General features: G+C 62.9%; 21 protein-coding genes and 2 pseudogenes. 17 read left to right on the top strand and 6 right to left on the bottom strand.

Annotated elements, in window-relative coordinates:
• Positions 1-67 precede the first annotated feature (67 nt).
• From BLW24_RS15000 to BLW24_RS14965, 8 genes are all read left to right on the top strand, one after another.
• A complete protein-coding gene (locus BLW24_RS15000) occupies positions 68-721 on the top strand; it encodes a substrate-binding periplasmic protein (protein WP_090383146.1) in 654 nt (217 codons plus the stop codon).
• A gap of 72 nt (positions 722-793) precedes the next feature.
• Entirely contained in the window at positions 794-1,756 is a 963-nt protein-coding gene (locus BLW24_RS14995) for an alpha/beta hydrolase (RefSeq protein WP_090383140.1), read from the top strand.
• Positions 1,753-2,223: a MaoC family dehydratase gene (locus tag BLW24_RS14990; RefSeq protein ID WP_090248421.1), complete on the top strand. Its 471-nt coding sequence runs from the start codon at positions 1,753-1,755 to the stop codon at positions 2,221-2,223. The genes BLW24_RS14995 and BLW24_RS14990 overlap by 4 nt, the downstream gene beginning before the upstream one ends.
• A 157-nt stretch (positions 2,224-2,380) precedes the next feature.
• Positions 2,381-2,887, top strand: coding sequence for a DUF1993 domain-containing protein (locus tag BLW24_RS14985; RefSeq protein ID WP_090383137.1), 507 nt, complete (start codon positions 2,381-2,383; stop codon positions 2,885-2,887).
• Between the two features lie 117 nt (positions 2,888-3,004).
• A complete protein-coding gene (locus tag BLW24_RS14980) occupies positions 3,005-3,688 on the top strand; it encodes a TetR/AcrR family transcriptional regulator (protein WP_090383130.1) in 684 nt (227 codons plus the stop codon).
• Complete coding sequence (locus BLW24_RS14975) at positions 3,678-4,640, top strand: HlyD family secretion protein (protein WP_090383125.1); 963 nt, start codon at positions 3,678-3,680, stop codon at positions 4,638-4,640. Before BLW24_RS14980 ends, BLW24_RS14975 begins: the two co-directional genes overlap by 11 nt.
• Positions 4,627-5,592, top strand: a complete 966-nt coding sequence (locus tag BLW24_RS14970; protein WP_208600180.1) for an ABC transporter ATP-binding protein — start codon at positions 4,627-4,629, stop codon at positions 5,590-5,592. The genes BLW24_RS14975 and BLW24_RS14970 overlap by 14 nt, the downstream gene beginning before the upstream one ends.
• A complete protein-coding gene (locus BLW24_RS14965; RefSeq protein WP_090383122.1) occupies positions 5,589-6,674 on the top strand; it encodes an ABC transporter permease in 1,086 nt (361 codons plus the stop codon). The genes BLW24_RS14970 and BLW24_RS14965 overlap by 4 nt, the downstream gene beginning before the upstream one ends.
• An 83-nt stretch (positions 6,675-6,757) precedes the next feature.
• Here the strand turns inward: BLW24_RS14965 and BLW24_RS14960 are convergent, their stop codons facing one another.
• On the bottom strand, positions 6,758-7,756 hold the full coding sequence (locus BLW24_RS14960) for a GlxA family transcriptional regulator (RefSeq protein WP_090383115.1): 999 nt from the start codon (positions 7,754-7,756) through the stop codon (positions 6,758-6,760).
• Positions 7,757-7,893: 137 nt separating this feature from the next.
• On the opposite strand from BLW24_RS14960, the gene BLW24_RS14955 reads away from it, so the two are divergent.
• Genes BLW24_RS14955 through BLW24_RS27200 form a run of 3 tightly spaced genes read left to right on the top strand, consistent with a single transcriptional unit; the run spans position 7,894 to position 9,558 of the window.
• Positions 7,894-8,724: an alpha/beta hydrolase family protein gene (locus BLW24_RS14955; protein ID WP_090383108.1), complete on the top strand. Its 831-nt coding sequence runs from the start codon at positions 7,894-7,896 to the stop codon at positions 8,722-8,724.
• Between the two features lie 38 nt (positions 8,725-8,762).
• Positions 8,763-9,431 (top strand): thioesterase family protein, encoded by a 669-nt coding sequence (locus BLW24_RS14950; RefSeq protein ID WP_167360382.1) that lies wholly within the window; start codon positions 8,763-8,765, stop codon positions 9,429-9,431.
• Positions 9,322-9,558 carry a hypothetical protein gene (locus tag BLW24_RS27200; protein ID WP_420874998.1) on the top strand — a complete coding sequence of 79 codons (237 nt, stop codon included), beginning with the start codon at positions 9,322-9,324 and terminating at the stop codon, positions 9,556-9,558. The genes BLW24_RS14950 and BLW24_RS27200 overlap by 110 nt, the downstream gene beginning before the upstream one ends.
• Here the strand turns inward: BLW24_RS27200 and BLW24_RS14945 are convergent.
• Positions 9,555-10,581 (bottom strand): annotated as a pseudogene (locus BLW24_RS14945) (alpha/beta fold hydrolase). The gene BLW24_RS27200 and the pseudogene BLW24_RS14945 overlap by 4 nt on opposite strands.
• A 200-nt stretch (positions 10,582-10,781) precedes the next feature.
• Positions 10,782-13,100 carry a 5-methyltetrahydropteroyltriglutamate--homocysteine S-methyltransferase gene (metE, locus tag BLW24_RS14940; protein WP_090383100.1) on the bottom strand — a complete coding sequence of 773 codons (2,319 nt, stop codon included), beginning with the start codon at positions 13,098-13,100 and terminating at the stop codon, positions 10,782-10,784.
• A 199-nt stretch (positions 13,101-13,299) separates the two neighbouring features.
• On the opposite strand from metE, the gene metR reads away from it, so the two are divergent.
• The 6 genes from metR to BLW24_RS14910 all read left to right on the top strand — a co-directional run bounded on the left by metR (position 13,300) and on the right by BLW24_RS14910 (position 17,737).
• Positions 13,300-14,217 (top strand): transcriptional regulator MetR, encoded by a 918-nt coding sequence (gene metR, locus BLW24_RS14935; protein ID WP_090383093.1) that lies wholly within the window; start codon positions 13,300-13,302, stop codon positions 14,215-14,217.
• Between the two features lie 138 nt (positions 14,218-14,355).
• Positions 14,356-14,544 carry a hypothetical protein gene (locus BLW24_RS25990; RefSeq protein ID WP_090383088.1) on the top strand — a complete coding sequence of 63 codons (189 nt, stop codon included), beginning with the start codon at positions 14,356-14,358 and terminating at the stop codon, positions 14,542-14,544.
• Positions 14,522-14,743 carry a hypothetical protein gene (locus BLW24_RS14925; protein WP_167360380.1) on the top strand — a complete coding sequence of 74 codons (222 nt, stop codon included), beginning with the start codon at positions 14,522-14,524 and terminating at the stop codon, positions 14,741-14,743. The genes BLW24_RS25990 and BLW24_RS14925 overlap by 23 nt, the downstream gene beginning before the upstream one ends.
• 50 nt (positions 14,744-14,793) lie before the next feature.
• Positions 14,794-15,051, top strand: coding sequence for a DUF2933 domain-containing protein (locus BLW24_RS14920; protein ID WP_420874997.1), 258 nt, complete (start codon positions 14,794-14,796; stop codon positions 15,049-15,051).
• A gap of 95 nt (positions 15,052-15,146) precedes the next feature.
• Positions 15,147-17,420, top strand: a complete 2,274-nt coding sequence (locus BLW24_RS14915; RefSeq protein WP_090383072.1) for a heavy metal translocating P-type ATPase — start codon at positions 15,147-15,149, stop codon at positions 17,418-17,420.
• 20 nt (positions 17,421-17,440) lie between these two features.
• Complete coding sequence (locus BLW24_RS14910; protein ID WP_090383067.1) at positions 17,441-17,737, top strand: hypothetical protein; 297 nt, start codon at positions 17,441-17,443, stop codon at positions 17,735-17,737.
• A gap of 134 nt (positions 17,738-17,871) precedes the next feature.
• On the opposite strand, the pseudogene BLW24_RS14905 reads toward BLW24_RS14910, so the two are convergent.
• The 3 genes and pseudogenes from BLW24_RS14905 to BLW24_RS14895 all read right to left on the bottom strand — a co-directional run bounded on the left by BLW24_RS14905 (position 17,872) and on the right by BLW24_RS14895 (position 23,788).
• A pseudogene (locus BLW24_RS14905) lies at positions 17,872-21,051 on the bottom strand (efflux RND transporter permease subunit).
• Positions 21,048-22,544 carry an efflux RND transporter periplasmic adaptor subunit gene (locus tag BLW24_RS14900; protein ID WP_090383061.1) on the bottom strand — a complete coding sequence of 499 codons (1,497 nt, stop codon included), beginning with the start codon at positions 22,542-22,544 and terminating at the stop codon, positions 21,048-21,050. The pseudogene BLW24_RS14905 and the gene BLW24_RS14900 overlap by 4 nt, the downstream one beginning before the upstream one ends.
• A complete protein-coding gene (locus tag BLW24_RS14895; protein WP_090383054.1) occupies positions 22,541-23,788 on the bottom strand; it encodes a TolC family protein in 1,248 nt (415 codons plus the stop codon). Before BLW24_RS14895 ends, BLW24_RS14900 begins: the two co-directional genes overlap by 4 nt.
• Positions 23,789-23,912: the final 124 nt, after the last annotated feature.

Below are 23,912 nucleotides of genomic sequence, written 5' to 3'. Positions count from 1 at the left end.
CCAAAATCAGGAAGTCTTTTTCAGACCATCCTTTGCGCAATTCGCGCAGGCCCAGCCACAACTGCGTATGGCCACCCTGGAATACCCTCCTTACAGCTCTGAACAGCTGCCCAATGGCGGCAGCATCGTCGCCCTGACGCGTCGCGCCTTTGCCGTGCGCGGCCATCCGCTGCAAATCGACTTTCTGCCCTGGGCGCGAGCGCGCGTAGAGCTGAGTAACGGTAACTACCAGGGCGCCCTGGCACTGTGGCCCAAGGAAGTGAAAGAAGAAGGCCTGCTACCCTCGCGCCCGCTGTTCTACAGCGAGCTGGGGTTGTTTATCCGCGACGGCTATCCGCTGCAGTTCAACCAGCTGCAGGAACTGCGCGGCAAAACCCTGGGCATAGTGCGCGGTTACGGTTACCCGCAACATATTCTCGATGCCGGCCTGACCCTCGAAGACGCCGTGGACGACATCAGCAACCTGCGCAAACTGAATGCCCGGCGTTTCGACATGGTGCTGCTGGAGCGCATCGTCGGTAATCACCTGGTCGCCAACGATGAGCAGCTGCGCGGCAAGCTTAGCTGGCACGGCAATGTGCTGGAGCGCATCCCGCTGCTGGTCGGTTTTGTTCCGGCAAAGCCCGGCGAGCTGGACTGGAGTGTCGTGTTTGAACAGGGCCTGCGCGATCTACACAGCAGCGGCGAATATATGCAGATATTGCGCAGCCATAACCCTTGACCTCGCACGGACTTTGCGCCGCGCCGCGCGGGGTGCACAATGCGCAGCTTCTGCAGGCTTAAGGGATTCGCCATGCTCCACCAAGCGTTCTGGCTTAACAGCACCGATGCAGCGCCCCTCTTTGTCAACCGCTGGTATGCCGAGCAGCCGCCAAAAGCGCTGCTGATGGTCGCCCACGGCATGGCCGAACACAGCGGGCGTTATGCACGCCTGGCCGAAGCACTGGTGGCGCAGGGTTTCGAGGTTTACGCGCATGACCAACGCGGGCATGGCAAAACCGCCGAGCACGGCCTGCTCGGCCACTATGCCGACAGCAAGGGCTGGGAGCTGGTGGTCAATGACCTGGCCAACCTCAACCACCATATGCGCCAGACTCACCCGCAAACGCCGATTTTCCTGCTCGGCCACAGCATGGGCAGCTACATCGGCCAGGCCTACCTGATGCAACACAGCTGCAGTCTGCAGGGCGCAATTCTTTCCGGTTCCAACTATCAGCCCGTGGCGCTGTACCGCGCCGGCCAGTTGCTAGCGCGTTTCGAACGCTGGCGACAAGGCCCGCAGGCTTACAGCGCCCTGCTCGAATTCGCTTCATTCGGCTCATTTAACAAAGCCTTCAAGCCCAACCGCACCGCTTTCGACTGGCTGAGCCGCGACCCACAGGAAGTCGACAAGTACATCAACGATCCACTGTGCGGCTTCCGCTGCAGCAATCAGCTGTGGGTCGACCTGCTCGGCGGGCTGCAACAGATCACCCCGCTGGAAAATCTTGCGCAGATCGACAGTAGCCTGCCGCTGCTGGTGATTGGCGGCGCCTGTGACCCGGTCAGCGACGGCCGTCGTCAGCAGGACCTGGGCAATGCTCTGAGCGCCGCCGGCAACCAGCACGTACAGGTCAAACTCTATCCCGACGCGCGTCATGAGCTGCTCAACGAGAGCAACCGCGACGAAGTCACCGCCTACATCCTCGACTGGTTGCAACAGGCCCTCAGCCAACCGCGCCAGTGCCACCAACAGAGCCAAGAGAGTCACCCATGACCCAGAGCAGCAACACGCCCTACGACGCCCTCGAAGTCGGCCAGACCGCCAGCTACAGCAAGACCGTCAGCGAACGCGATATCCAGCTGTTTGCCGAGGTCTCCGGCGACCACAACCCGGTGCACCTGGATGCCGAATACGCCGCCACCACCATGTTCAAGGAGCGTATCGCCCACGGCATGTTCAGTGGCGCATTGATCAGCGCCGCCGTGGCCTGCGAACTGCCTGGCCCAGGCACCATCTACATCGGCCAGAGCATGCGCTTCACCGCGCCGGTGAAACTCGGTGACACCCTCACCGTGCGCCTGGAAATCCTGGAGAAACTGCCGAAGTTCCGCGTGCGTGTAGCCACCCGCGTGTTCAACCAGAATGATGAGCTGGTGGTCGATGGCGAAGCGGAAATCCTCGCCCCGCGCAAGGCGCAGACCGTTGAACTGACTCAGCTGCCGCCCATCACCATCGGCTAACAACCTGCCGCGGCTCGGCTGCGCGAAACGGCGCAGCAACAACCTGATCTGCTTCTAAGCTTGTAAGCCCAAGAGCACCGCCACAGCTGAGACGGTGCTCAGCCCTTCTACTTAGCCGCGCCCAAGGCACTGCGCATTGGCGTTTCTGGAGATAGCCATGTCCCTGTCCATGTACCAAGCATCCATCCCGGTCTTCACCCGCCAGCTGAACAACCTCTCGACCATCCTCGGCCTCGCCGCCACCCACGCCGAAGAGAAGAAGATCGAGCAGAGCATATTTCTCAACGCGCGCCTGGCCCCCGATATGTTCCCACTGAGCCGCCAGGTGCAGATCGCCTGTGACGGCGCCAAGGCCGGCGCGGCTCTGCTGGCCGGGGTCGACGCACCGAGCCATGCCGACGATGAAACCAGCTTTGCCGAGCTGCAGGCACGTATCAGCAAGACCCTGGAGTTCCTGCACAGCCTCGACGCCGCGCAGATCGACGACAGCGAAGCGCGCACCGTAGTCCTCAAGCGTCGCGACAAGGAAACCCAGTTCCAGGGCCTGGCCTTCCTGCTCGACCACGTCATGCCGAACTTCTATTTCCACTACACCACCGCCTACGCCATCCTGCGCCACAACGGTGTCAACCTCGGCAAGCGCGACTTCCTCGGCACGCGCTAGCCCGTTAGCCCAGCGGACACATGAATTGTCCGCTGGGCTTGCTATCCCCCCTCCACACACCCCCAAGGCCGTTACAAAATCGCTTTTGTCATTTAATTAAATTTAAATTTAAATTCAATTTATGACGACCTCAGACCGCTCTCTCTCACAGACCACACCCCGCGCCCCCGGCCGCCCAGCCGCCCAGCCGGCGAGTCCATCGCCCAGCGCGAATGCCTGCTGGATGCTGCACTCCACGCGTTTTCCCACCAGGGCATAGCCAACAGCAGCCTGCGTGCCATTGCCAGTGCCGCTGGCGTGACCCCCGCGCTGGTGAATTACTACTTCGGTAACAAGGAGAAACTGCTCGTAGCGGTTGTTGAAGAACGGCTGTTGCCATTACTGATGGGGTTGGGACAAAACCTGCGGCAGACCGGCGATGAGCCCATCGAACTTGTCCGCGGATTTATCCAGGGCATGCGCGGAGTCGTCGCGCAGCACCCCTGGCTCCCTCCCCTGTGGGTGCGCGAGGTGCTGTGCGAAGGCGGCGGTTTACGTGATCTGCTGATGAGCCGCCTGGCTCCCCTGCTCCCGCACATGCTTGCCGCGCGCTTCACGGCGGCCCAGCAACGCGGGGCCCTCAACCCTGACCTCGATCCGCGTTTGCTGGTGGTTTCGCTGATCGGTCTGACCCTATTCCCCTATGCAGCCGCACCGATCTGGCGCGGCTTTTTCCCCGCTGCCGAGCTGGATGATGACGCCTTGGCCCGTCACACCATCGCCCTGCTCGAACACGGCCTGGAGAACCCCTATGAACGCTAGACACCTGCTACTGGCAGTTGCCCTGTTGTGCTCAGGTTGCGGCCCGCAAACGCTCGACAGCCTGCCGGGGACCCTGGAATGGGATCGCATTGCCTTGCCCGCCGAAGCCTCAGAACCGGTTCTGCGCTGGGTAGTGGCCGAAGGGGATCAGGTCGCAACAGGGGATTTGCTGCTCGAGCTCGACCCACGCCGGCAACAGGCCCGTGTGGCGCAGGCGCAGGCAGAGGTCGAACAGGCCAACGCACGCTGGCGTGAACTAAGCAACGGTGCTCGCCTGGAAAATATCGAAGCCGCCCAGGCCGTGATGGCGCGTAACCAAGCACAACTGACCGAGAGCGAACGCAGCTTTCAGCGCATCGCCGCCCTGCAAAGGCGTGGCATGGCCGCCAATGCCGAGCTGGATCAGGCCCGTGCCAACCGGGACAGCGCCCGAGCCGAGCTGAACAACGCCCGCGCACAATTGGACGAACTGACTGCCGGTACCCGTGTGGAACAACTGGAACAGGCCAGCGCCGCACTGGCCGCCGCCCGCGCTGTATTGCAACAGCAGCAGCTCAACCTTGAACGCCTGAGTCTGCATGCTCCGCATGCCGGTCGCGTCGATGCCCTGCCCTTCAAACCGGGTGACCAGCCACCGGTCGGCGCCACATTGGTCAGCCTGCTGGGCGGTCAAGCGCCCTATGCGCGCTTGTTTATACCGGCGTCACAACGGACCGGGCTGGCCATTGACGATCGGCTGCGGGTGCAGGTCGAAGGCATCGCCGAACCCTTCGCCGCGCGTATCCGCAGCATTGCCAGTGAGGCCAGCTTCACCCCCTACTATGCCCTGGTCGGTGATGATTCCAGTCGCCTCAGCTACCGCGCCGAAGCCGTCCTCGAAGGCGATGCGGCGCGGCAGCTGCCCGCCGGACTACCACTGCACGCCGAGCGTATTGACCATGCCGGGGAATGATCTGGTCATTCGCGCCGAAGGCCTGAGCAAACGCTTCGGTGAACTGCTGGCCGTCGATCAGCTCAACCTCAGCGTGCGTCGTGCCGAAGTCTTCGGTTTTCTCGGCCCGAATGGCTGCGGCAAATCCACCACCATTCGCATGCTCTGTGGCCTGCTGCTGCCCAGCGCGGGCCGTATTGAGGTACTGGGCAGCCAGATTCCCCGTGATGCCGAAGCGCTGAAACGACGTATTGGCTATATGACGCAGAAGTTCTCACTGTATGAAGACCTGAGCATCAGCGAAAACCTGGAGTTCCTTGCCGCTATTCAGGGCCTTAATCGGCGTCAGGCCCGCCAGCGAATCGACGAACTGTTGCAGCGCTATTGGCTGGGCGACCGACGCAAGCAACTCGCCGGCACCCTGAGTGGCGGGCAGAAACAGCGTTTGGCGCTGGCCGGGGCGGTGCTGCACAAACCCGACTTGCTGTTGTTGGATGAACCGACCAGTGCGGTCGACCCGCAGTCACGCCGCGAGTTCTGGGACTCGCTGTTCGAGCTGGCCGATGCTGGCACCACCCTGCTGGTGTCCACTCACTACATGGACGAGGCCGAGCGCTGCACCCGCCTGGGTATTCTCGATTGCGGTCGCCTGGTTGCCGACGGCAGCCCCAGTGAGCTGATGGCCAACCTGCCTGGCCATCCCCTGTTGGTTGAATGCCCTCAACCACGCCTGGCACAGCAAGTCCTACAAAGCCTATCTGGGGTGCTGGCCCTGACTCAGGTTGGCAACGCCCTGCGCGTACTGATGACCAGCACTGCCGGCGACCCCGCCGAATTGATAGCTGCCCACCTCAAGACTGCCGGTATCCCGGCCAGGATCACAGCGGCAGCGGCGAATCTTGAGGACGTGTTTGTCAGTGTCACTCAGCGCCCTCTTCACGCCATCCAACCTACAGCAGGCCACCCAGTATGAACCTGCGCCGCCTGGCCGCCATCGTCCTCAAGGAACTGCGTCAACTGCGTCGCGACCGCCTGACCTTTGCCATGATTATCGGCATCCCCACCCTGCAGTTGGTGCTCTTCGGTTATGCCATCAACATGGATGTGCGCAACCTCGATGCCGCAGTTCTGGATCAATCGAACACCGCCCGCTCGCGCGAACTGGTGGCCGCAATGGGCGCCAGCCAGGTACTCAACCTGCGTTATTCATTAAGCTCCCCAGCGCAGCTGCAAGAACTGCTGCGCCAAGGCAAGATCAACCTCGCGCTGGTGCTGCCGAGGGATTTCGAGCGGCGCCTGGAGCAGGCCGACCGCCCAGCCCTGCAGATCGTGGTGGATGGTTCCGATCAGGTGGTGCAATCAGCAGCGCGCCAGCTGGCAGCCTTCCCGCTTCCCGGTCGCGCGCACAATGACGTGAACAGCATCGAAGTGCTCAACCTGTATAACCCGCAACGCCTTGCACCAGTCAATACGGTGCCGGGGCTGATCGGCGTGATTCTGACCATGACCATGGTGATGTTCACGGCCATTGCTCTGGTACGCGAGCGTGAGCGTGGCAACATGGAAATGCTCATCACCACGCCAATGTCACCCTGGGAGCTGACCCTGGGCAAGGTATTGCCATTTGTCGCCATCGGCTTGCTGCAGGCCAGCCTGGTGCTGCTTCTGGGAAAACTGCTGTTTGCCGTTCCCCTGCGCGGTTCACTGGGTGAGTTGTATATGGCGATACTGGTGTTTATCTGCGCCAGCCTGGCGCTCGGCGTACTGGTCTCAACCCTCGCCCGCAGTCAGTTTCAAGCCATGCAGATGGCATTCTTCACGTTTCTGCCGCAGATATTGCTGTCCGGTTTTATGTTCCCGTTTGCCGGCATGCCGAAGCTCGCTCAATGGCTGGCGGAACTATTGCCATTGACGCATTTTCTACGCCTGGTACGCGGCATCATGCTGCGCGGTGCCAACCTGAGCGAACTGTGGCCGGCGCTGGCGGCTTTGCTGTTGTTTACCCTGCTGACCCTCAGTCTCGCCGTGACCCGCGTGCACAAACGCCTCGACTGAATATATGCGCGACATCATACGTGCGCCCATCGCTCATCCATAGCAAGCCACTCGGGTGCCTGCTGCACTGACGGTAACGGTTGTCAGGGGGCCTTGCTGGCAAAGCGCTTGCGGTAGGCGCTAGGCGCCAGGCCAACCCGCTGCTTGAATAGACGGCGGAAGGAGTTGGCGTCCTCGTAGCCCACCTGCAGCGTGATCTGGTCGAAGGCCGCCTGACTGCTTTCAAGCAACAACTTAGCCTTTTCGATGCGTAGCTCCTGGAGGTATTGCATAGGCGTTTGTTCGGTGGCGTCTTTAAAGCGGCGGATCAGATTACGCTGGCTCAGGCCGAAGTGTTCGGCCATCTGCTCCAACAAGACATGGCTAGTCAGGTGATTTTCCAGCCAGATCTGAACCTTGAGAATCTCGGCGTCGGTATGACCTTTCTTGAAGGTCGTGCTGGAGTAGGGGGCCTGACTGCGGGCCACCACATCCACCAGCAGTTTCTTGGCGCATTCGGCCGCCAGTTGCGGAGAGGCAAACTTGCGAATCAGGTGCAGCAACAGGTCACTGCTGCTGGTGGAACCGCCGGAGCAGAGCAGTTGGCCGTCATCGGTCACGGTACGTTCGGGGTGCAACCTGACCAGGGGAAAACGTCTGGCGAACTGCTCACTGAAAGCCCAATGGGTGGTCGCGTTGCGGCCATCGAGTAAGCCAGTCTGGGCGGTAACAAAGGCCCCGGTGCACAGGCTGGCGATGTAACTGCCTTGCTCATGCTGCTGACGCAGCCAGTCAATCATGCTGCCCAACTGTGGCAGTACGCCGAGGATGTTGAACATAAACCCCGGTACCACAATCAGCTCGCCCATGGGCAGCTCCGCGACAGCCAGGTCCGGAGTCAGACGCAAGCCGCCGGTACAGGCCACGGACTGGCCATCCATCGATGCCGTGTGCAGACGGAAGAGTGGCGCAACACCGGCCTGCTGGCGGGCCTGCTTATCCTGCGCGTAATGCTGCAGCACGTTGGCCGTTTCGAAAAACTCCAGGGCCGCCGCCACGCTGGTGGATGAGCACTGATTGGCCATAAGCAGGGTGACATTCATTTCAGCAGATTCCGGTGATTTTCACGGCGCGAAAACTCGCATGTAATTTGTCATTTCTCGCCATGGTGGCCGTCTGCACTGCTGGATAGCCTGGGCTTACACGGCACGATAACAAATAATTCAATGGAGTTAGCCGCATGAAGCACGCAGCATACCGACTTTTTAAAAAACCCTTCTTTGGCCGTTTTGTGCGTCCCTGGCGTTGGCCAACAGAGGCCGAGCCGAGTCAGTGGCAAACCATGCGCATACCCAGTGCATCCGGCGCAAGCCTGGCAGCCTTACTGGCACCGGCCCACGGCTTACCGGCCAAGGGGGCGGTACTCATGTGTCATCCCATGGGTGTCGTGGCCAAGGGATTCTGGATCAAGTACGGCCATGCCGAACTGCTGCGTCAGGCTAACTATCACGTGATGCTGTTTGACCTCAACGGCTTTGGCGAGAGCAGTTCCAGCACCATGGACTTCCACTTGGATGTGCTTGCCGCCGGGCAGGCCTTGCAGGCTGCGTACCCACAACTACCGGTGGCGGTGCTGGGGGCCTCCATGGGCGCGGCGATGAGCCTGTGTGCAATGACCGATGAAACCCACCCGTTCAAGGCGGCGGTACTAGAGGCGGCCTTTCCAACCCTGCTGCACTTTTGGTCGCGCTACCCCATTCCCCGCATGGGTATTCAGCTGTCCAAGCTGGTCTACCCCGCCGGCGAGCGCCGCTTGCGCCCACTGCATGCAGCCGAGCAACTGCAGGGCAGCCCAGCATTGCTGCTGATCTACGGCGAAGCCGATGAATTCACCCCGGTGCACGATGGTCAGTTGCTCTGGCAGGCTCTACGCGGACGCACCACGACCCGTTTCTGGCAGGTCCCCGAAGCCCGCCATACCCATGCCTATGCCGCAGCGCCCGAGGGCTATGCACAGCAGGTCATCAGTTTTCTTGACGAGCAACTGGGCGGCCGACAGCAGGTTGCCTGAGGCAGAACTGCAATTTGCATAGTGGATTGGGGGGCGTTATGAATTTCAATGATGTATTGGTTGCCGTGCGCGATAGCGCCGGGCAAAACTTGGATATTCCGCAGAACTGGGGCCAGGGGCGGGCTACCTTCGGCGGGCTGGTGGCGGCCGTGATGCTGCAGCGGATACAGATCGAGCTTGGCATCCAACGCCCTCTGCGTTCGCTGTCGCTGTCCTTTGTCGCGCCAGTGGCTCCGGGTACATTGCAGGTGCAGGTGCGCCTGCTGCGCGAAGGCAAGGCCGCGACTCAGGTGCAGGCCACAGCCTTGCAGCAGGAACAGGTGTGCGCGGTGATGCTGGCCAGCTTCGGCAGTGATCGCGAGTCCGTGGTGCAGGTGGAGCATCCTGATGCACCGACTTTCACGGCGCCAGATCAGGTGCAGGCCTTCCCCTTTATCCCCGGCCTGACGCCGGACTTCACTCAGTATTTCGACTACCGCTACACCCTGGGCAAGATGCCCTTTATGGGTGGGCAGCAGACCGAGATGGGCGGCTGGATTCGCCTGTGCGAGGCCTCGCCGGCAATGATATGCCCCAGTACCCTGTTGGCCCTTATGGATGCCCTGGCCGCCGGCGGTGTTCAGCTTGTTGAAGAAGCCCGCAAGCGGCAGCTCATTGACCTGGACCCTGAGCCTAGTGCAGGTGCCGCAGAGCTGCAGTGGCAATGACTGGTGGCAATACCGCGCAGCGATTCAAAGCTCGGCAAATGGCTACAGCCATATCGATGCCACCCTGTGGGACAGACATGGCCGCGCCTGTGTACTCAGTCGTCAGACGGTCAGTGTGTTTGCCTAGATATGGGGGATGAGCCCAAAGAGCCCAGACACCTGCCGGGACTCTTTGGACTGACCAGAACGATGCGCCTGCAGGTGCGGCAGCACTGCGGCTAGCAACGGTTCTTTGAACGCATCCTGAAAGCGATGGGCCAACCCCGGAATAAGGCGCAGCTCACTGCCTTTGATATGCGCCGCCACATGCACACCGTGCATCACCGGCAGCAGGGGGTCAGCCGTGCCGTGCACCACCAGGGTCGGTACCTGCAAGCGGTTGAGCAGTTCGACCCGGCTCGGTTCGGCGAGAATGGCCAGCAACTGACGTTGCACGCCTTCCGGGTTGAACGCCCGGTCGTAGGCAACCTGCGCCTGCTGTAACAACAACTGCCGATCATCACTGACCGCCGGACTGCCCAGCGCCGCCAGCAGATCGGCCTGCTGCTCCAGGGCTATCGCGCGGTTGGGCGCTTCACGTTTGGCCAGCAGGTTCAGCAGTTCGCTGCTCGGCGCCGGTAGACCCTGGGCACCGGAGCTGGTCATCACCAACGTCAGACTCTGCACCCGTTCAGGTGCAAGGTCGGCCATATGCTGGGCAATCATCCCGCCCATGCTGGCGCCCAGCACATGCGCGCGCTCGATCTTCAGGCTATCCAGCAGCCCCAGAGCATCGCGAGCCATGTCGCGCAGGCCGTAAGGCGCCGCTACCGACAGTCCCAGGCGATAGCGCAGCGCTTCATAGGTCAGGTTGATTGCCGGTGCCGTAGCGACCCAATTGCTCAAGCCGACATCGCGGTTATCGAAGCGGATCACCCGAAAACCCTGCTGGCACAGGCGCTCGACCACCTCATCCGGCCAGTGGATCAACTGGCCACCCAGGCCCATCACCAGCAGCAACGCCGGATCCGTGTCACGCCCGATACTCTGGTAAGCCAGGCGCACATCGCCGACCTCCGCGGTAAGCGTTGGCACCTGAACACTGCAAGTGTTGTGCGGCAAAAGCCGGCAGGCCGCACAGCAGTGCGACGAGAATAATCAAATTACGCATGGCGTCACCCAGCCATGGGACAGCAGAACGCAGCCCCCCATTAAGACGCGAGTGTGATGATGTTTGTACGAGTGCGCTGCCACACAAGCGTGACAATTTGATGAAGGAAGACGAGCGGTATTTTTGCTGCCAGCAAAACCAAGCCCCCACCACAGCCGATCAGGGCCATGGCAGGGGCTTTAGCCGCGACAGGCCGCGGATCAGGCCAGTTCGCTACGCAGCTGACGAGCCGCCGCCACCATATTGATCAACGCCGCTTCGGTCTCCGGCCAGGCGCGGGTTTTCAGGCCGCAGTCCGGGTTGACCCACAGTCGCTCGGCGGGAATACGCTGCGCGGCCTTGTGCAGCAACTTGACCATCTCGCTGCTGTCCGGCACCCGTGGCGAGTGGATGTCATACACGCCGGGGCCGATGTCGTTGGGGTAGTCGAAGCGCTCGAAGGCTTCCAGCAGCTCCATGTCCGAACGCGAGGTTTCGATGGTGATCACGTCGGCATCCATGGCGGCGATGGACTCGATCACATCATTGAACTCGCTGTAGCACATATGGGTGTGGATCTGCGTTTCATCACGCACGCCCGAGGCGCACAGGCGGAACGCTTCGGTGGCCCAGTTCAGGTAGCCCTGCCACTGCGCCTGACGCAGCGGCAGACCTTCACGGAAGGCGGCTTCGTCGATCTGGATGATCTTGATCCCGGCTGTTTCCAGGTCCACCACCTCGTCACGAATGGCCAGAGCCAGCTGGCGCGCCTGCTGCTCACGGGAAATATCGTCACGCGGGAAGGACCACATCAGCATGGTCACCGGGCCGGTCAACATGCCCTTCATCACCTTGCGGGTGAGGGTTTGCGCATAACCGATCCAGCTCACGGTCATGGCCTTGGGCCGACTCAGATCGCCGTAGATCACCGCCGGTTTGACGCAACGTGAGCCATAGCTCTGTACCCAACCGAAACGGGTGAAGGCATAGCCGTCGAGTTGCTCAGCGAAGTACTCGACCATGTCGTTGCGTTCGGCCTCGCCGTGCACCAGCACATCCAGGCCGAGGTTTTCCTGCACCTCTACGGCATGACGGATTTCGCTGTGCATGGCCTCGGTGTAATCCCCCGCCGACAGCTTGCCAGCCTTGAACGCCTGACGCGCCAGGCGGATCGACGCAGTCTGCGGGAACGAGCCGATGGTCGTGGTCGGCAAGGCCGGTAACTGCAGCCGTGCACGCTGCCGCTCAATGCGCGTGGTAAATGGCGACTGGCGCTGGCTGTCGGCAGCGGTAATGGCCGCCAAACGGGCCTGCACCGCTGGTTTATGGATACGTGGTGACTGCGCTCGGCTGGCCTGCACGGCTCGGCTTACCGCCAGCGCGGCCTGCACCTGAGCCTCCTGCGGGGCATTCAGGGCCGTGGTCAGCAGCGCCACTTCTTCACACTTCTGTACGGCAAAGGCCAGCCAGCTTTTCAGCTCATCATCCAGCTTGTCCTCACGGTTCAGGTCGACCGGGCTGTGCAGCAACGAGCAGCTTGGCGCGACCCACAGACGTTCGCCCAAACGTTCCTGAGCCTGTTGCAGAACCGACAGGGCCTGCTGCAGATCGGTACGCCAGACGTTGCGGCCGTTGACCACACCCAGAGACAACACCTTATAAGCCGGCAGGCGGTCGAGGATGGTGGGGAACTGCTCGGGCGCACGCACCAGGTCGATATGCAGGCCATCCACCGGCAGGCTGGCGGCCAGACCGAGGTTGTCTTCCAGGCCGGCGAAATAGGTGGCGATCAGCTTCTTGCCGGGCTCGCGCTGCAGCAGGTTGTAGGCACGCTCGAAGGCATTCTTCCAGGCTTGCGGCAGATCCAGCACCAGAATCGGCTCGTCGATCTGCACCCATTCCACGCCTTGAGCAGCCAGGCGCTGGAGGATTTCACCGTAGACCGGCAGCAGCCGTTCCAGCAGGTCGAGACGGTCGAACTCGCTGCCCTTGGCTTTGCCCAGCCACAGATAGGTCAGCGGGCCGATCAGCACCGGTTTGACCCGATGGCCCAGAGCGTGGGCCTCTTCGACTTCCTCGAACAATTGTTCCCAGCTCAGCTGGAACTGCTGATCGGCGGTAAATTCGGGGACCAGGTAGTGGTAGTTGGTGTCGAACCATTTGGTTAGCTCTTGTGCAAGAAGGGGCTGAGCGTGGGCCCCGCCACAACAGCTGTTGCTGCTCTTGTCTGCAACGGCACCACGCGCCATGGCAAATAGGGTATCCAGGGTCGGCTTGCCGGTATGCGGGCGGAAACGCTCAGGGATCACGCCGAACGTCAGCGAGTGGCTGAGCACCTGGTCGTACCAGGCGAAGTCGCCGACCGGCAGCAGGTCGATACCTGCGTCTTTCTGCAGTTGCCAGTGAGCCGCACGCAACTCGCGACCAACCGCTTGCAGGCCAGCCTCGTCCAACTCGCCTTTCCAGTAGGCCTCCAGGGCTTTTTTCAGTTCACGGTCGCGACCGATACGGGGGAAACCCAGGGAATGAGACAAGGCCATGTCAAAACGCTCCAGCAGATCAATAAGATGGCGCCATTCTCGACAAACCTCCTACGTGAGACAAACTCAACCTATTCGTCTTGATCTATAGTTTTATTCATGTAGGGTGAATGACGCTTCATCCATCCACCACCACCGGTGCTTGCCAATGGTGGATGAAAACAGCGTCATCCACCCTACCCTCCCGCCGAGGCCCGCCATGCTCGAATTGCGCCACCTGAAAACCCTGCACGCCCTGCGCGAAAGCGAAAGCCTGGTGGATGCCGCCGAGCGCCTGCACCTGACCCAATCGGCGCTGTCGCATCAGTTCAAGGAGCTGGAGGAGCGTCTGGGCATGCCGCTGTTCGTGCGCAAAACCAAGCCGGTGCGCTTTACCAGCGCCGGCCTGCGCCTGCTGCAGCTGTCCGACACGGTATTGCCGCTGCTGCGCAGCGCCGAACGCGAGCTGGCGCGCCTGGCCGGCGGTACTGCCGGCCGCCTGCACATGGCCATCGAATGCCACAGCTGCTTCCAGTGGCTGATGCCGACCATCGACCAATTCCGCGATGCCTGGCCGGAAGTGGAACTGGATCTGGCCTCGGGCTTCTCCTTCGCCCCGCTGCCGGCGCTGGCGCGCGGTGATCTGGACCTGGTAGTGACCAGCGACCCGCTGGAGCTGGCCGGTATCACCTATGTGCCGTTGTTTACCTACGAAGCCATGCTCGCCGTGGCCAACCAGCATCCGCTGGCCGCCAAGCCTTTTATCCAGCCCGAAGATCTGGCCACGGAAACCCTGATCACCTACCCGGTGGAACGCGACCGCCTGGATATCTTTACCCGCTTCCTCGAACCGGCCGATGTCGAGCCGGTCCAGGTACGCACTTCGGAACTGACGGTGATGATGATGCAGCTGGTGGCCAGCGGCCGGGGCGTGTGCGGCCTGCCCAACTGGGCGCTGCACGAATACAGCTCGCGCGGCTATGTCACGGCCAAGCGCCTGGGCGACAAGGGCCTGTTCGCCACCCTGTACGCCGGCATCCGCACCGATATGCTCGATGCGCCCTTTATGCGCGACTTCCTGCTCACCGCCAAGGACACCTCCTTCGCCAATCTGGAAGGGGTCAGCGTGGCGCGCTGATCAGCTGGCCCAACTTCACAGAGTGGCGTTGCACACACGCAATAACGACTTGCGACAACCGTGATCTGAATCAATTGCGCATGGCTGCAACTAAGCCTTAATCAAAGCGTCAGTATTTTATCGACACGGAAAAATTCCATGATCCAGGCGATGCGCAGCCGCCATAGAGCATTCAGCAGACATCTGCTGGCGCTCTGGTGTGCGCTGCTTTTCGCCTGCTCCTTTGCCCATATTCAGGTTGCCAGCGCCCACGTCCACGACGCCGCCGAGGTCGTCTCCTACAGCGACCACGAGCATGCCAGCCATGACACATGGCATAGCGGATAGCTGCAGCGCCGTGCAGAACGCGCCGTTCAACCAGCAACTGCTCACGCTCCTGGCCTTGACCGCCCTGTTCGCCCTGGCTGGTAGCCTTGGCCTGCTCAAGGATCTGCAGCGGCGCAGCGGCCGCTTACTGCGCATTCCCTTATTCCACCCCAGCCTACCCGCGCCTATTCGCAAGCAGCTGCATCGCTATAACGAATAGCGCCACTCTCCCCTGCTAAAACCCGCAGCCGCGCTGCGCCGGCCCACGCCATGCATAGCGCTGCGCCCCTCGGTTTTTTGGAGAGTGCCCACATGCCCCATGACCCGCATCGCGCCCATGCCGCCAACAACCCCTGGCGCCTCTGGCCTGCACTGGTGTTTTTCGCAACCATCGCCCTGTTTCTCCTCTGGGAAGAGCACGAAACCCATCTGCTCGCTGCCCTGCCCTATCTGATCCTGCTGCTGTGCCCGCTGATGCATCTGTTTATGCACAGCGGCCATGGCAGGCACGACGATCACCGGCACTAAGCCAGGAGGCGCCAGCAGATGACGCGAATGCCAGCCTTGATCCCACAACTGTTCGGCACTGCCGCCACTAAGCCTGCTCAACAGGAGCCCAGGCCATGAATGCGATCGAATCAATCGGCAGTCGCCAGACTGCGATATTGATAGTGCCCGGCATGGGTAGCGACCATTGCGCCGGCCTGGTCAGCCAGTCGCTCAAGCGCCTGCCGGGTATCGCCGAGCTGAGCACCAGCATTGCCAGCCACAAGGTGCGCATCGAGTTCGATGCCGAGCAGACCAGCCTTCCCGCCCTCCAGCAGGCCGTGGAGCAAGCCGGCTATCAGGTGGCCAAGGCGGTGCTGGCCACTACCGAGGGCGAACCCACAGGGGCCGCAGAGGAAGAGCAGTACCTGCGCGACGCCTGGCGACGCATGTGGATAGCCGGCGTACCGGCGACCCTGATCATGCTGCTGATGGTTTTGCCCATGGCCGGTGTAGCGGTGCCCGGCTACCTGGCCATCGTGGTGGTGCTCGCCGCCATTCCGGTGTTTATCGCTGGAGCCAGCACCCATGTATCGGCCTGGAAGGCGCTGCGCAACCGCACCGCCAATATGGATGTGCTGATCAGCCTGGGCAGCCTGCCGCCCTACTTTATCGGCCTGGTAGGGTTTATCTACCCCATGACCTCCTTCGTCGAGATGGCCGCCACCATCACCACCTTCCACCTGATCGGCCGCTATCTGGAGGCCCGCGCCAAGGGGCGCGCCTCCCAAGCGATCCGCAAGATGCTGGAACTGGGGGCCAAGAGCGCGGTGCTGCTGCGCGACGGCAAGGAAGTCCAGGTGCCAATCGAAGCCGTGGTGGTCGGCGACCTGATGCTGGTGCGCCCCGGCGAGAAAATCCCCAGCGACGGCGAAGTGGTCGAGGGTAACAGCCATGTCGACGAGTCCCTGGCCACCGGCGAATCGCTGCCGAAGGAGAAAGGCCCGGGGGATGCGGTGATAGGCGCGACCCTGAACAAGGAAGGCCTGCTCACCGTGCGCGCCACCAGGGTCGGCCAGGACACCTTCCTGGCCCAGGTGATCGACCTGGTCGAGCACGCGCAAAGCTCCAAGGTGCCGATCCAGGAGTTCGCCGACCGCGTGACCGGGCGCTTCGTGCCCCTGGTGCTGCTGATCAGCCTGGCCAGCCTGGTGGTCTGGCTGCTCTGGGGCGAATCGCTGCGCGGCGTGCTGGTATGGGGCGCAACCTGGTTGCCCTGGGTCAACCCAGAGCTGTCGCCGGGGCTGTTGTCGGCGGTCGCGGTGCTGGTGATCGCCTGCCCCTGCGCCCTCGGTCTGGCCACCCCGACCGCGTTGATGGTGGGTGCCGGCCGCGGCGCCGAGCGCGGCATTCTCTACCGTTCCGGCACCGCCATTCAGATGTTCAAGGACATCAAGGTGATGGTGCTGGACAAGACCGGCACCATCACCCTGGGCAAGCCGGTGGTCACCGATTGCCTGCCCAGCGCCGGAGTCGACGAACAGGCGCTGCTGCGCCTGGCGGCCAGCGTGGAATACGGCTCCGAGCACCCGATTGCCCAGGCCATGGTCGAACGCACCAAGGAACTCGGCCTGGAACTGGGTGCCCTGAGCGAATTCCAGGCGCTCAACGGCCTGGGCGTGCAGAGCCAGGTGGACGGTCAGTTGATCCGCGTCGGCAATGCGCGCTGGATGCAGCAATGCCAGGTGGACACCGCCGCCCTGGCCAGCCAGCTGGAACCCCTGGAAAACCAGGGCAAGACCGCCCTCTATGTGGCCCGCGCCGAACACTTGATCGGCGTGGTGGCGGTGGCCGACAGCCTCAAGGAGGACGCCCAGGCCGCCATCGCCGAACTGCGCGCCCTGGGCATCCACACCGTGATGCTGACCGGCGACAACCCGCGCGCCGCCGCCCATATCGCCGCGCAAGTGGGCATCGACAGCGTACACGCAGGTGTCCTGCCCAGCGGCAAGGTCGAAGTGATTCGCCAGCTACAAGCCGAATACGGCCCGTGGGTGGCTATGGTCGGCGACGGTATCAACGACGCCCCGGCCCTGAAGCAGGCCAATGTCGGCATTGCCATCGGCAGTGGCGCCGACGTAGCCATGGAAGCCGCCGACGTGATCCTGGTCGGCGGACGCCTGATAGGCCTGGTGGAGGCCGCGCAGCTGTCGCGCCTGACCTTCCGCAAGATCGTCGAAAACCTGATCTGGGCCTCGGCCTACAACGTCGCCGCCATTCCCATCGCCGCCGTCGGCCTGCTCCACCCGATGATCGGCGTGATCGCCATGACCGCCAGTTCGCTGTCGGTGATCGCCAATTCCCTACTGCTCAAGCGAGCTTCCTTGAGCGTTATCCGCAAAACCCAATAAAACCCAGCAGGAGAAACACCATGCGCACATTCACCTACAAGACCCTGACCGCCCTCGCCCTGACCGGCGCACTGCTGGCCGCCCCGGCCTTTGCCGAGGAGGCCCATCACCCCCAAGGTGCCGCCACCCCACCCGCCACCGCAGGCCAAGGCATGGGCATGATGGGCGGCATGGACATGGGCAAGATGCACGAGATGATGCAGCAGATGCACGCCGCCAAAACCCCGGAGGAAAAACAGAAAATCCGCGCCGAACACCACAAGGCCATGCAGGACAAGATGAGCATGATGCGCCAAGGCATGCAGCAAGGCCAGTGATACAGCTGAACCCGCCCGGGTGGCCGAGTGAACTCGCCATCCGGGTTACATCAGAGCTGCTGTGACCCGGACAGCCAGCCGCCTACTCCCTGCCATAACTTAAGCCTGAACGCTGATCGCCAGGCACCTGCCCACTAACTGCGCTCCTGTTCGGATAAAGCAGACACGGCCCCAGCGCCCTCCCCCTGACACCGCAACTCGCGCAGGCGCAACAGCTGATAGGCCGCCGGCAGCACCAGCAACGACAGCAGCGGCGCACTGAGCATGCCGCCGACCATGGGCGCGGCGATGCGGCTCATGATCTCGCTACCGCTGCCACTGCCCAGCAGAATCGGCAACAGACCGGCGATGATGGTCGCCACTGTCATCGCCTTGGGCCGCACCCGTTGCACCGCACCCTCGCGAATAGCCGCAAACAATGCCGCCGGTGTGCCCTGCCCCGCCGCCTGGCGCTCGGCCCAGGCGTTGCGCAGGTACAAGAGCATGATCACGCCGAACTCCGCCGCTACACCCGCCAGGGCGATAAAGCCCACCCCGGTGGCCACCGACAGGTTGTAGTCCAGCCAGTAGAGGAACCAGATGCCACCCGTCAGGGCGAACGGCAGCGTGGCCATGATCAGCAACGCCTCGTCGAAGCGCGAGAAGCACAGGTAGAGCAGCACGAAGATGATCAGCAGGGTGGCTGGCACCACCAGTTTGAGCCGCGCATTGGCCCGTTCGAGAAATTCGAACTGACCGGCGAAGCTCAGGCTCATGCCGGGTTGCAGGCGCACCTGCTCGGCGATGGCCTGGCGCAGGTCCCTCACTACCGAGGCCATGTCGCGGCCGCGGGTGTCGATATAGACCCAGCCGGAGGGCCGCGCATTCTCGCTTCTGAGCATGGGCGGGCCGTCGCTGATACCGATCTGGGCCACCGTGCCCAGGGTGATCTGGCTACCCTGCGGGGTGTAGATCGGCAACTCACGCAGACGGCTCAATGAATCGCGCCATTCACGCGGGTAACGCAGGTTGATGGGGAAGCGCGCCAGGCCTTCGACAGTTTCGCCGACGTTCATCCCGCCGATGGCGCCGGCCACCAGGTCCTGCACCTCGGCGATATTCAGGCCGTAGCGGGCAGCCGCCACCCGGTCGATGTCGATGTCGATATAGCGCCCGCCGGTAAGGCGTTCAGCCAGCGCCGAGCTGACGCCGGGCACCGTACGCGCCACCCGCTCCACCGCCTGGGCCACAGCATCGATCTGCGCCAGGTCACTGCCGGCGACCTTGACTCCGATCGGGCTCTTGATCCCGGTGGCGAGCATGTCGATACGGTTGCGGATCGGCGGAATCCACAGGTTGGCCAGACCCGGCACCTGCACCGCGCGGTCCAGCTCCTCCACCAGCTTTTCCGCGGTCATGCCGGGGCGCCATTGCTCGCGCGATTTGAACTGGATGGTGGTCTCGAACATCTCCAGCGGCGCCGGGTCGGTGGCGCTGTCGGCGCGCCCGGCCTTGCCGAATACCCGCGCCACCTCGGGCACCGTCTTGATCATGCGGTTGCTCTGCTGCAGCAGCTGCGCGGCTTTCTGCGCGGACAAGCCGGGCAATGCGGTGGGCATATACAGCAGGTCGCCCTCGTCCAGCGGCGGCAGGAACTCGCCGCCCAGCTGGCTGGCCGGCCACAGCGCGCTGAGAAATATCAGCAGGGCCAGCACCAGGGTCGCCTTGGGATGGCGCAGCACCTGTTCCAGGGCCGGCTGGTAGAGGCGGATCAGCCCGCGGTTGAGCGGGTTGCGCTGCTCGTCCGGGATGCGCCCGCGAATCCAGTAACCCATCAGCACCGGCACCAGGGTTACCGACAGCCCGGCGGCGGCGGCCATGGCGTAGGTCTTGGTGAAGGCCAGCGGGCCGAACAGGCGGCCTTCCTAGGCCTGCAGGGTGAACACCGGGATAAACGACAGGGTGATGATCATCAGGCTGAAGAACAGCGCCGGGCCCACCTCCACCGCCGCCGCACCTATCACCTGCCAATGCTGCTCGCCCTTGAGTTGCTGGCCCGGATGCTCGGCATGCCAGTGCTCGATCTTCTTGTGCGCGTTCTCGATCATCACCAGGGCCGCGTCGACCATGGCGCCGATGGCGATGGCGATGCCGCCGAGGGACATGATGTTGGCGTTGATGCCCTGCTGCTGCATGACGACAAAGGCGATCAGCACCCCCAGCGGCAGCGAGACGATGGCCACCAGGGAGGAGCGCAGGTGCCAGAGAAACGCCAGGCACACCAGGGCCACGACGACGAACTCCTCCACCAGCTTCTCGCCCAGGTTGCGCACCGCGCGGTCGATAAGCTGACTGCGGTCGTAGATGGTGACGATCTCCACACCCTCGGGCAGGCTGGCCTGCAGCTCGTCGAGCTTGCGCTTGACCGCGTCGATGGTGCTGCGCGCGTTCGCCCCGCTGCGCAGGATCACCACACCGCCGACCACCTCGCCCTCGCCGTCCAGCTCGGCGATGCCGCGGCGCATTTCCGGGCCGAGCTGGATATGCGCCACCTCGCCCAGGGTCACCGGCACACCACCGGCATCCAGGCGCAGGGGAATGGTGCGAAAGTCCGCGAGGCTCTGCAGGTAGCCGGAAGCGCGCACCATATATTCGGCCTCGGCCAGTTCCAGCACGCTGCCGCCGCTTTCCTGGTTGGCCTCACCGATGGCCGCCGCCACCTGCTGCTGGCTGATGCCGCGGCTGGCCAGCTTGATCGGGTCGAGCAGCACCTGGTACTGCTTGACCATGCCGCCGATGCTCGCCACCTCGGCGACATTGGCCAGGGCCTTGAGCTCGAAGTTGAGGAACCAGTCCTGCAGGGCGCGCAGCTGCGCCAGATCGTGCTGGCCGCTGCGATCGACCAGGGCGTACTGGTAGATCCAGCCGACTCCGGTGGCATCCGGCCCCAGGGCCGGTTTGGCCCCGGCCGGCAGGCGCTCCTGGATCTGGCTGAGGTACTCCAGCACCCGCGAGCGCGCCCAGTAGAGGTCGGTGCCGTCCTCGAACAGGACATACACGAAGCTGTCACCGAAGAAGGAAAAGCCGCGCACCGTGCTGGCTCCTGGCACCGAGAGCATGGCGCTGGCCAGCGGATAGGTGACCTGATTCTCGACGATCTGCGGGGCCTGCCCTGCATAAGGCGTGCGGATAATCACCTGGGTATCGGACAGATCCGGCAAGGCATCGATCGGCGTGTTTTGCACCGACCAAATGCCCCACCCCGTGGCAAACAGGGTGGCCAGGAGCACCAGAAAGCGGTTGGCCACCGACCAGCGAATCAGCGCGGCAATCATGGTTGCACCTGCTGCTGCGCCGAAGGCACGTGTTCAAGGCGTTCAATCAGCAGGCCATCGTCATCGGCGCGCACGCCGACCTTGACCTTGTCACCCACCTTGAAGCCCTCTAACAGCGCCGGGCTGGCAAGCGGGAAAAGCATGCTCATGCCGGGCATGCCCAAGGTCTTGAAGGGATCATGACTGAGCATCACGCCATCCGCTTCGATGCCATCAATTTGCCCTTCAGCCTCGTGCAGCGCCGCCTCCAGCTTCATATCGATGGCAGGTTGACCCAGCCCCTGCACCTCAATACCGCGCAGACTGGCCTCGGAATCCAGTAGGAACTGCCCGGAAGCAACCACCTGCTGGCCCTCCGCGAGCCCTTCAAGCACCTCGACCTGACCTTCGGCCTCAGCACCCAGACGCACTTGCACCGGACGATAACGCCCCTCAGCTTCGGCGAGCATGACCAGTGCACGACGACCACTGCGGATCACCGCTTCGCTGGGGACTAACAAAACCTCGCGCTCAGCTGGGCGAGTCAGCCGTACCTGAGCCGTTAAGCCCGGGCGCAAGCGACCATCGCGGTTATCCAACTCGACCCGCACCCGCAGCGTGCGGCTATCCAAATTGGCCTGGGGCAAAATATCGGCAATGCTGCCGCTGAGCACTTCACCAGCGAATGCCGGCAAACGCGCTTCGACCTGCTGCCCCTTACTCAGCCCTTTGGTCTGAGCCTCCGGCACAGCCACCTCCAGCCATACCGTGCGCAAACCGTTAATCGTGGCCAGGGTTTGCCCGGCCGCCAGGGTCATGCCCTCGCGCACCTCAAGTTGTTGCAGCACACCGCCGATGGGGCTGGTGACCGTCCACAGCGTTTGTAGCTTCCCACTACGTTCGACCTGAGCAATCAGCGCCTCCGGCATGCCAGCCAGACGCATGCGCTGGCGCGCAGCGCTCAACAAGCCAGAATCACCCGCATTACGCAGGGCCAGATAATCTTCCTGAGCACTGACCCAAGCCGGCACCAGCAGATCGGCCAGCGGCGCACCGGCTTGCAGCACATCGTCTGTGGCGCGGGCATACACGCGCTCGACGAAACCGGCACTGCGCGCCTGCACCACGGCCACATCACGGCTGTTCAAGGCCAGGCTACCAACCACCTCCAGGCTGCTTGCCGCAGCCCCCCGGGTAACCAATGCCAGACGCATGCCCAGATTCTGGCTGATGCTGGAATCGATGCTGACGGCGGCGCTGTCGCCGCCCTCGTCGGCATAGCGCGGCACCAGCTGCATATCCATAAAGGGGGATTTGCCCGGTTGGTCGAACTTCTGTTGCGGCACCATCGGGTCGTACCAATAGAGCACCTGGCCCTTATCCGCCATCGGCGCCATCTGGGGGGCATCAGCCCCGTGGGGCATCGGTGACTGCGCGATCCAGTAACCTCCTGCAGCACCTACGGCCAGCATCAGACTCATCAGCACGGCGCCTTTTACAGTTGCGACACTCATTGCTCAGCCCCTTCATACGCGAAATACAAGCGGGCGCTGGTGAGCGCGCGCGCCTGTGCAAAGTCGATGTGTTTCAGGCGTGTCTCAATCAATTCGCGCCGAGCGGCAATCACGCTGGCCAATTCACCGGCGCCGGAGCGGTAGTCGGCCAGGCTCAACGCGACTTTCTCCTCGGCCAAGGGCAGCAGGCTGCCCTGGCTGCGACGCAGTGCCCGTTCAAGGCGCTGGTACTCGGCCAAGTCAATGGCCAGCTGCTGCGCATGCTCACGCTCAGCGGCGGCACGTTCGGCTTCCAGCTGGTTGAGCTGCGCCTGCTTGGCTGCAATACGCGGGCTCTGCCGCGAAGCGGGAAATAACGGCAAATCGAAGCTGACTTGCACACTGAGCATGTCGCCGAACGCAGCGTCACGGTTCTGGTAAGCCAGCTGCCAGCTCCAGTCCGGGGTTTTCTCGGCCACGGCCTGACGGATCTCGGCCTGTGCTTCAACAGCCATCGGCTCATACAGCGCCAACTCCGGGTGGCGTTGCAGATTGTGCTGATAGTGCGCGGCATCCACCGGCCAATTCGGCAGCGGCCCTGCCAGCGACTCGTCGCCCCGCGGCCCTACCCAGCGCCGCAGGGTGGCGCGCTGCTGCACGCGCTGCTGGGTCAATTGATCCTCTTGCTCGGCCAGCAACGCCGCCTCTTGCTTCGGCCCAATGCTGTCGGCAGTGGCGCCGCGACCGGCGCTGATGCGTGCACTTACGGCTTTGGCTAACAGGTTATTTTCAGCGTAGAGGTCACTAAATAGCGCCAGCTTCTGCTCGATACCGAGTGCTTCGATCCAGGCCAAGGCGGTTTCACGACGTACCTTGAGTCGCTCCACATGCTGTTCCTGGGTCGCGCGCTTGACGCCTGCCTCTGCCACTTCGACTCGGGCCTTGCGCTTGGCACGACTGGGCACCTCTTGCATCACCCCAAGCATTTGCATGGTCATCGGCTCGGCATCGAAGCGCCCACGGTTGTTACCTTCAACGGGTACGTTCTGTAAACCCAATAACAATTTGGGGTCCGGCAGCTCACCAGCGGGTATCGCTAAATTACGCGCAGACTCAACCTGCGCGGCTTGCGCTGTCAGCGAAGGCGCTTCGTACTCGGCAAGGCGCAAGGCTTCATCAAGGGTCAGGGCTGCTGCAGGCAGGCTGAACAAGGCAGCCGCCAGAGCCCCGAGCAGCCAAACAGGGCTGGGGAGAAACATGTACATAGTGGTAACTCCTGTCGAAATCGCAGCCCATTCAGGGCGCGCAACAGCCACCGTGCTGCCATTACGGCACGGCGACGTTTATGACGAAACAGGAGTCAGACGCGGGGAGGACGCCAAGGCGCGG

The sequence above is a fragment of the Pseudomonas anguilliseptica genome (assembly GCF_900105355.1).
Classification (GTDB): domain Bacteria; phylum Pseudomonadota; class Gammaproteobacteria; order Pseudomonadales; family Pseudomonadaceae; genus Aquipseudomonas; species Aquipseudomonas anguilliseptica.
The sequence above is the reverse complement of the archived record's forward strand: the minus strand, read 5'-3'. Positions and strand labels throughout refer to the sequence as shown.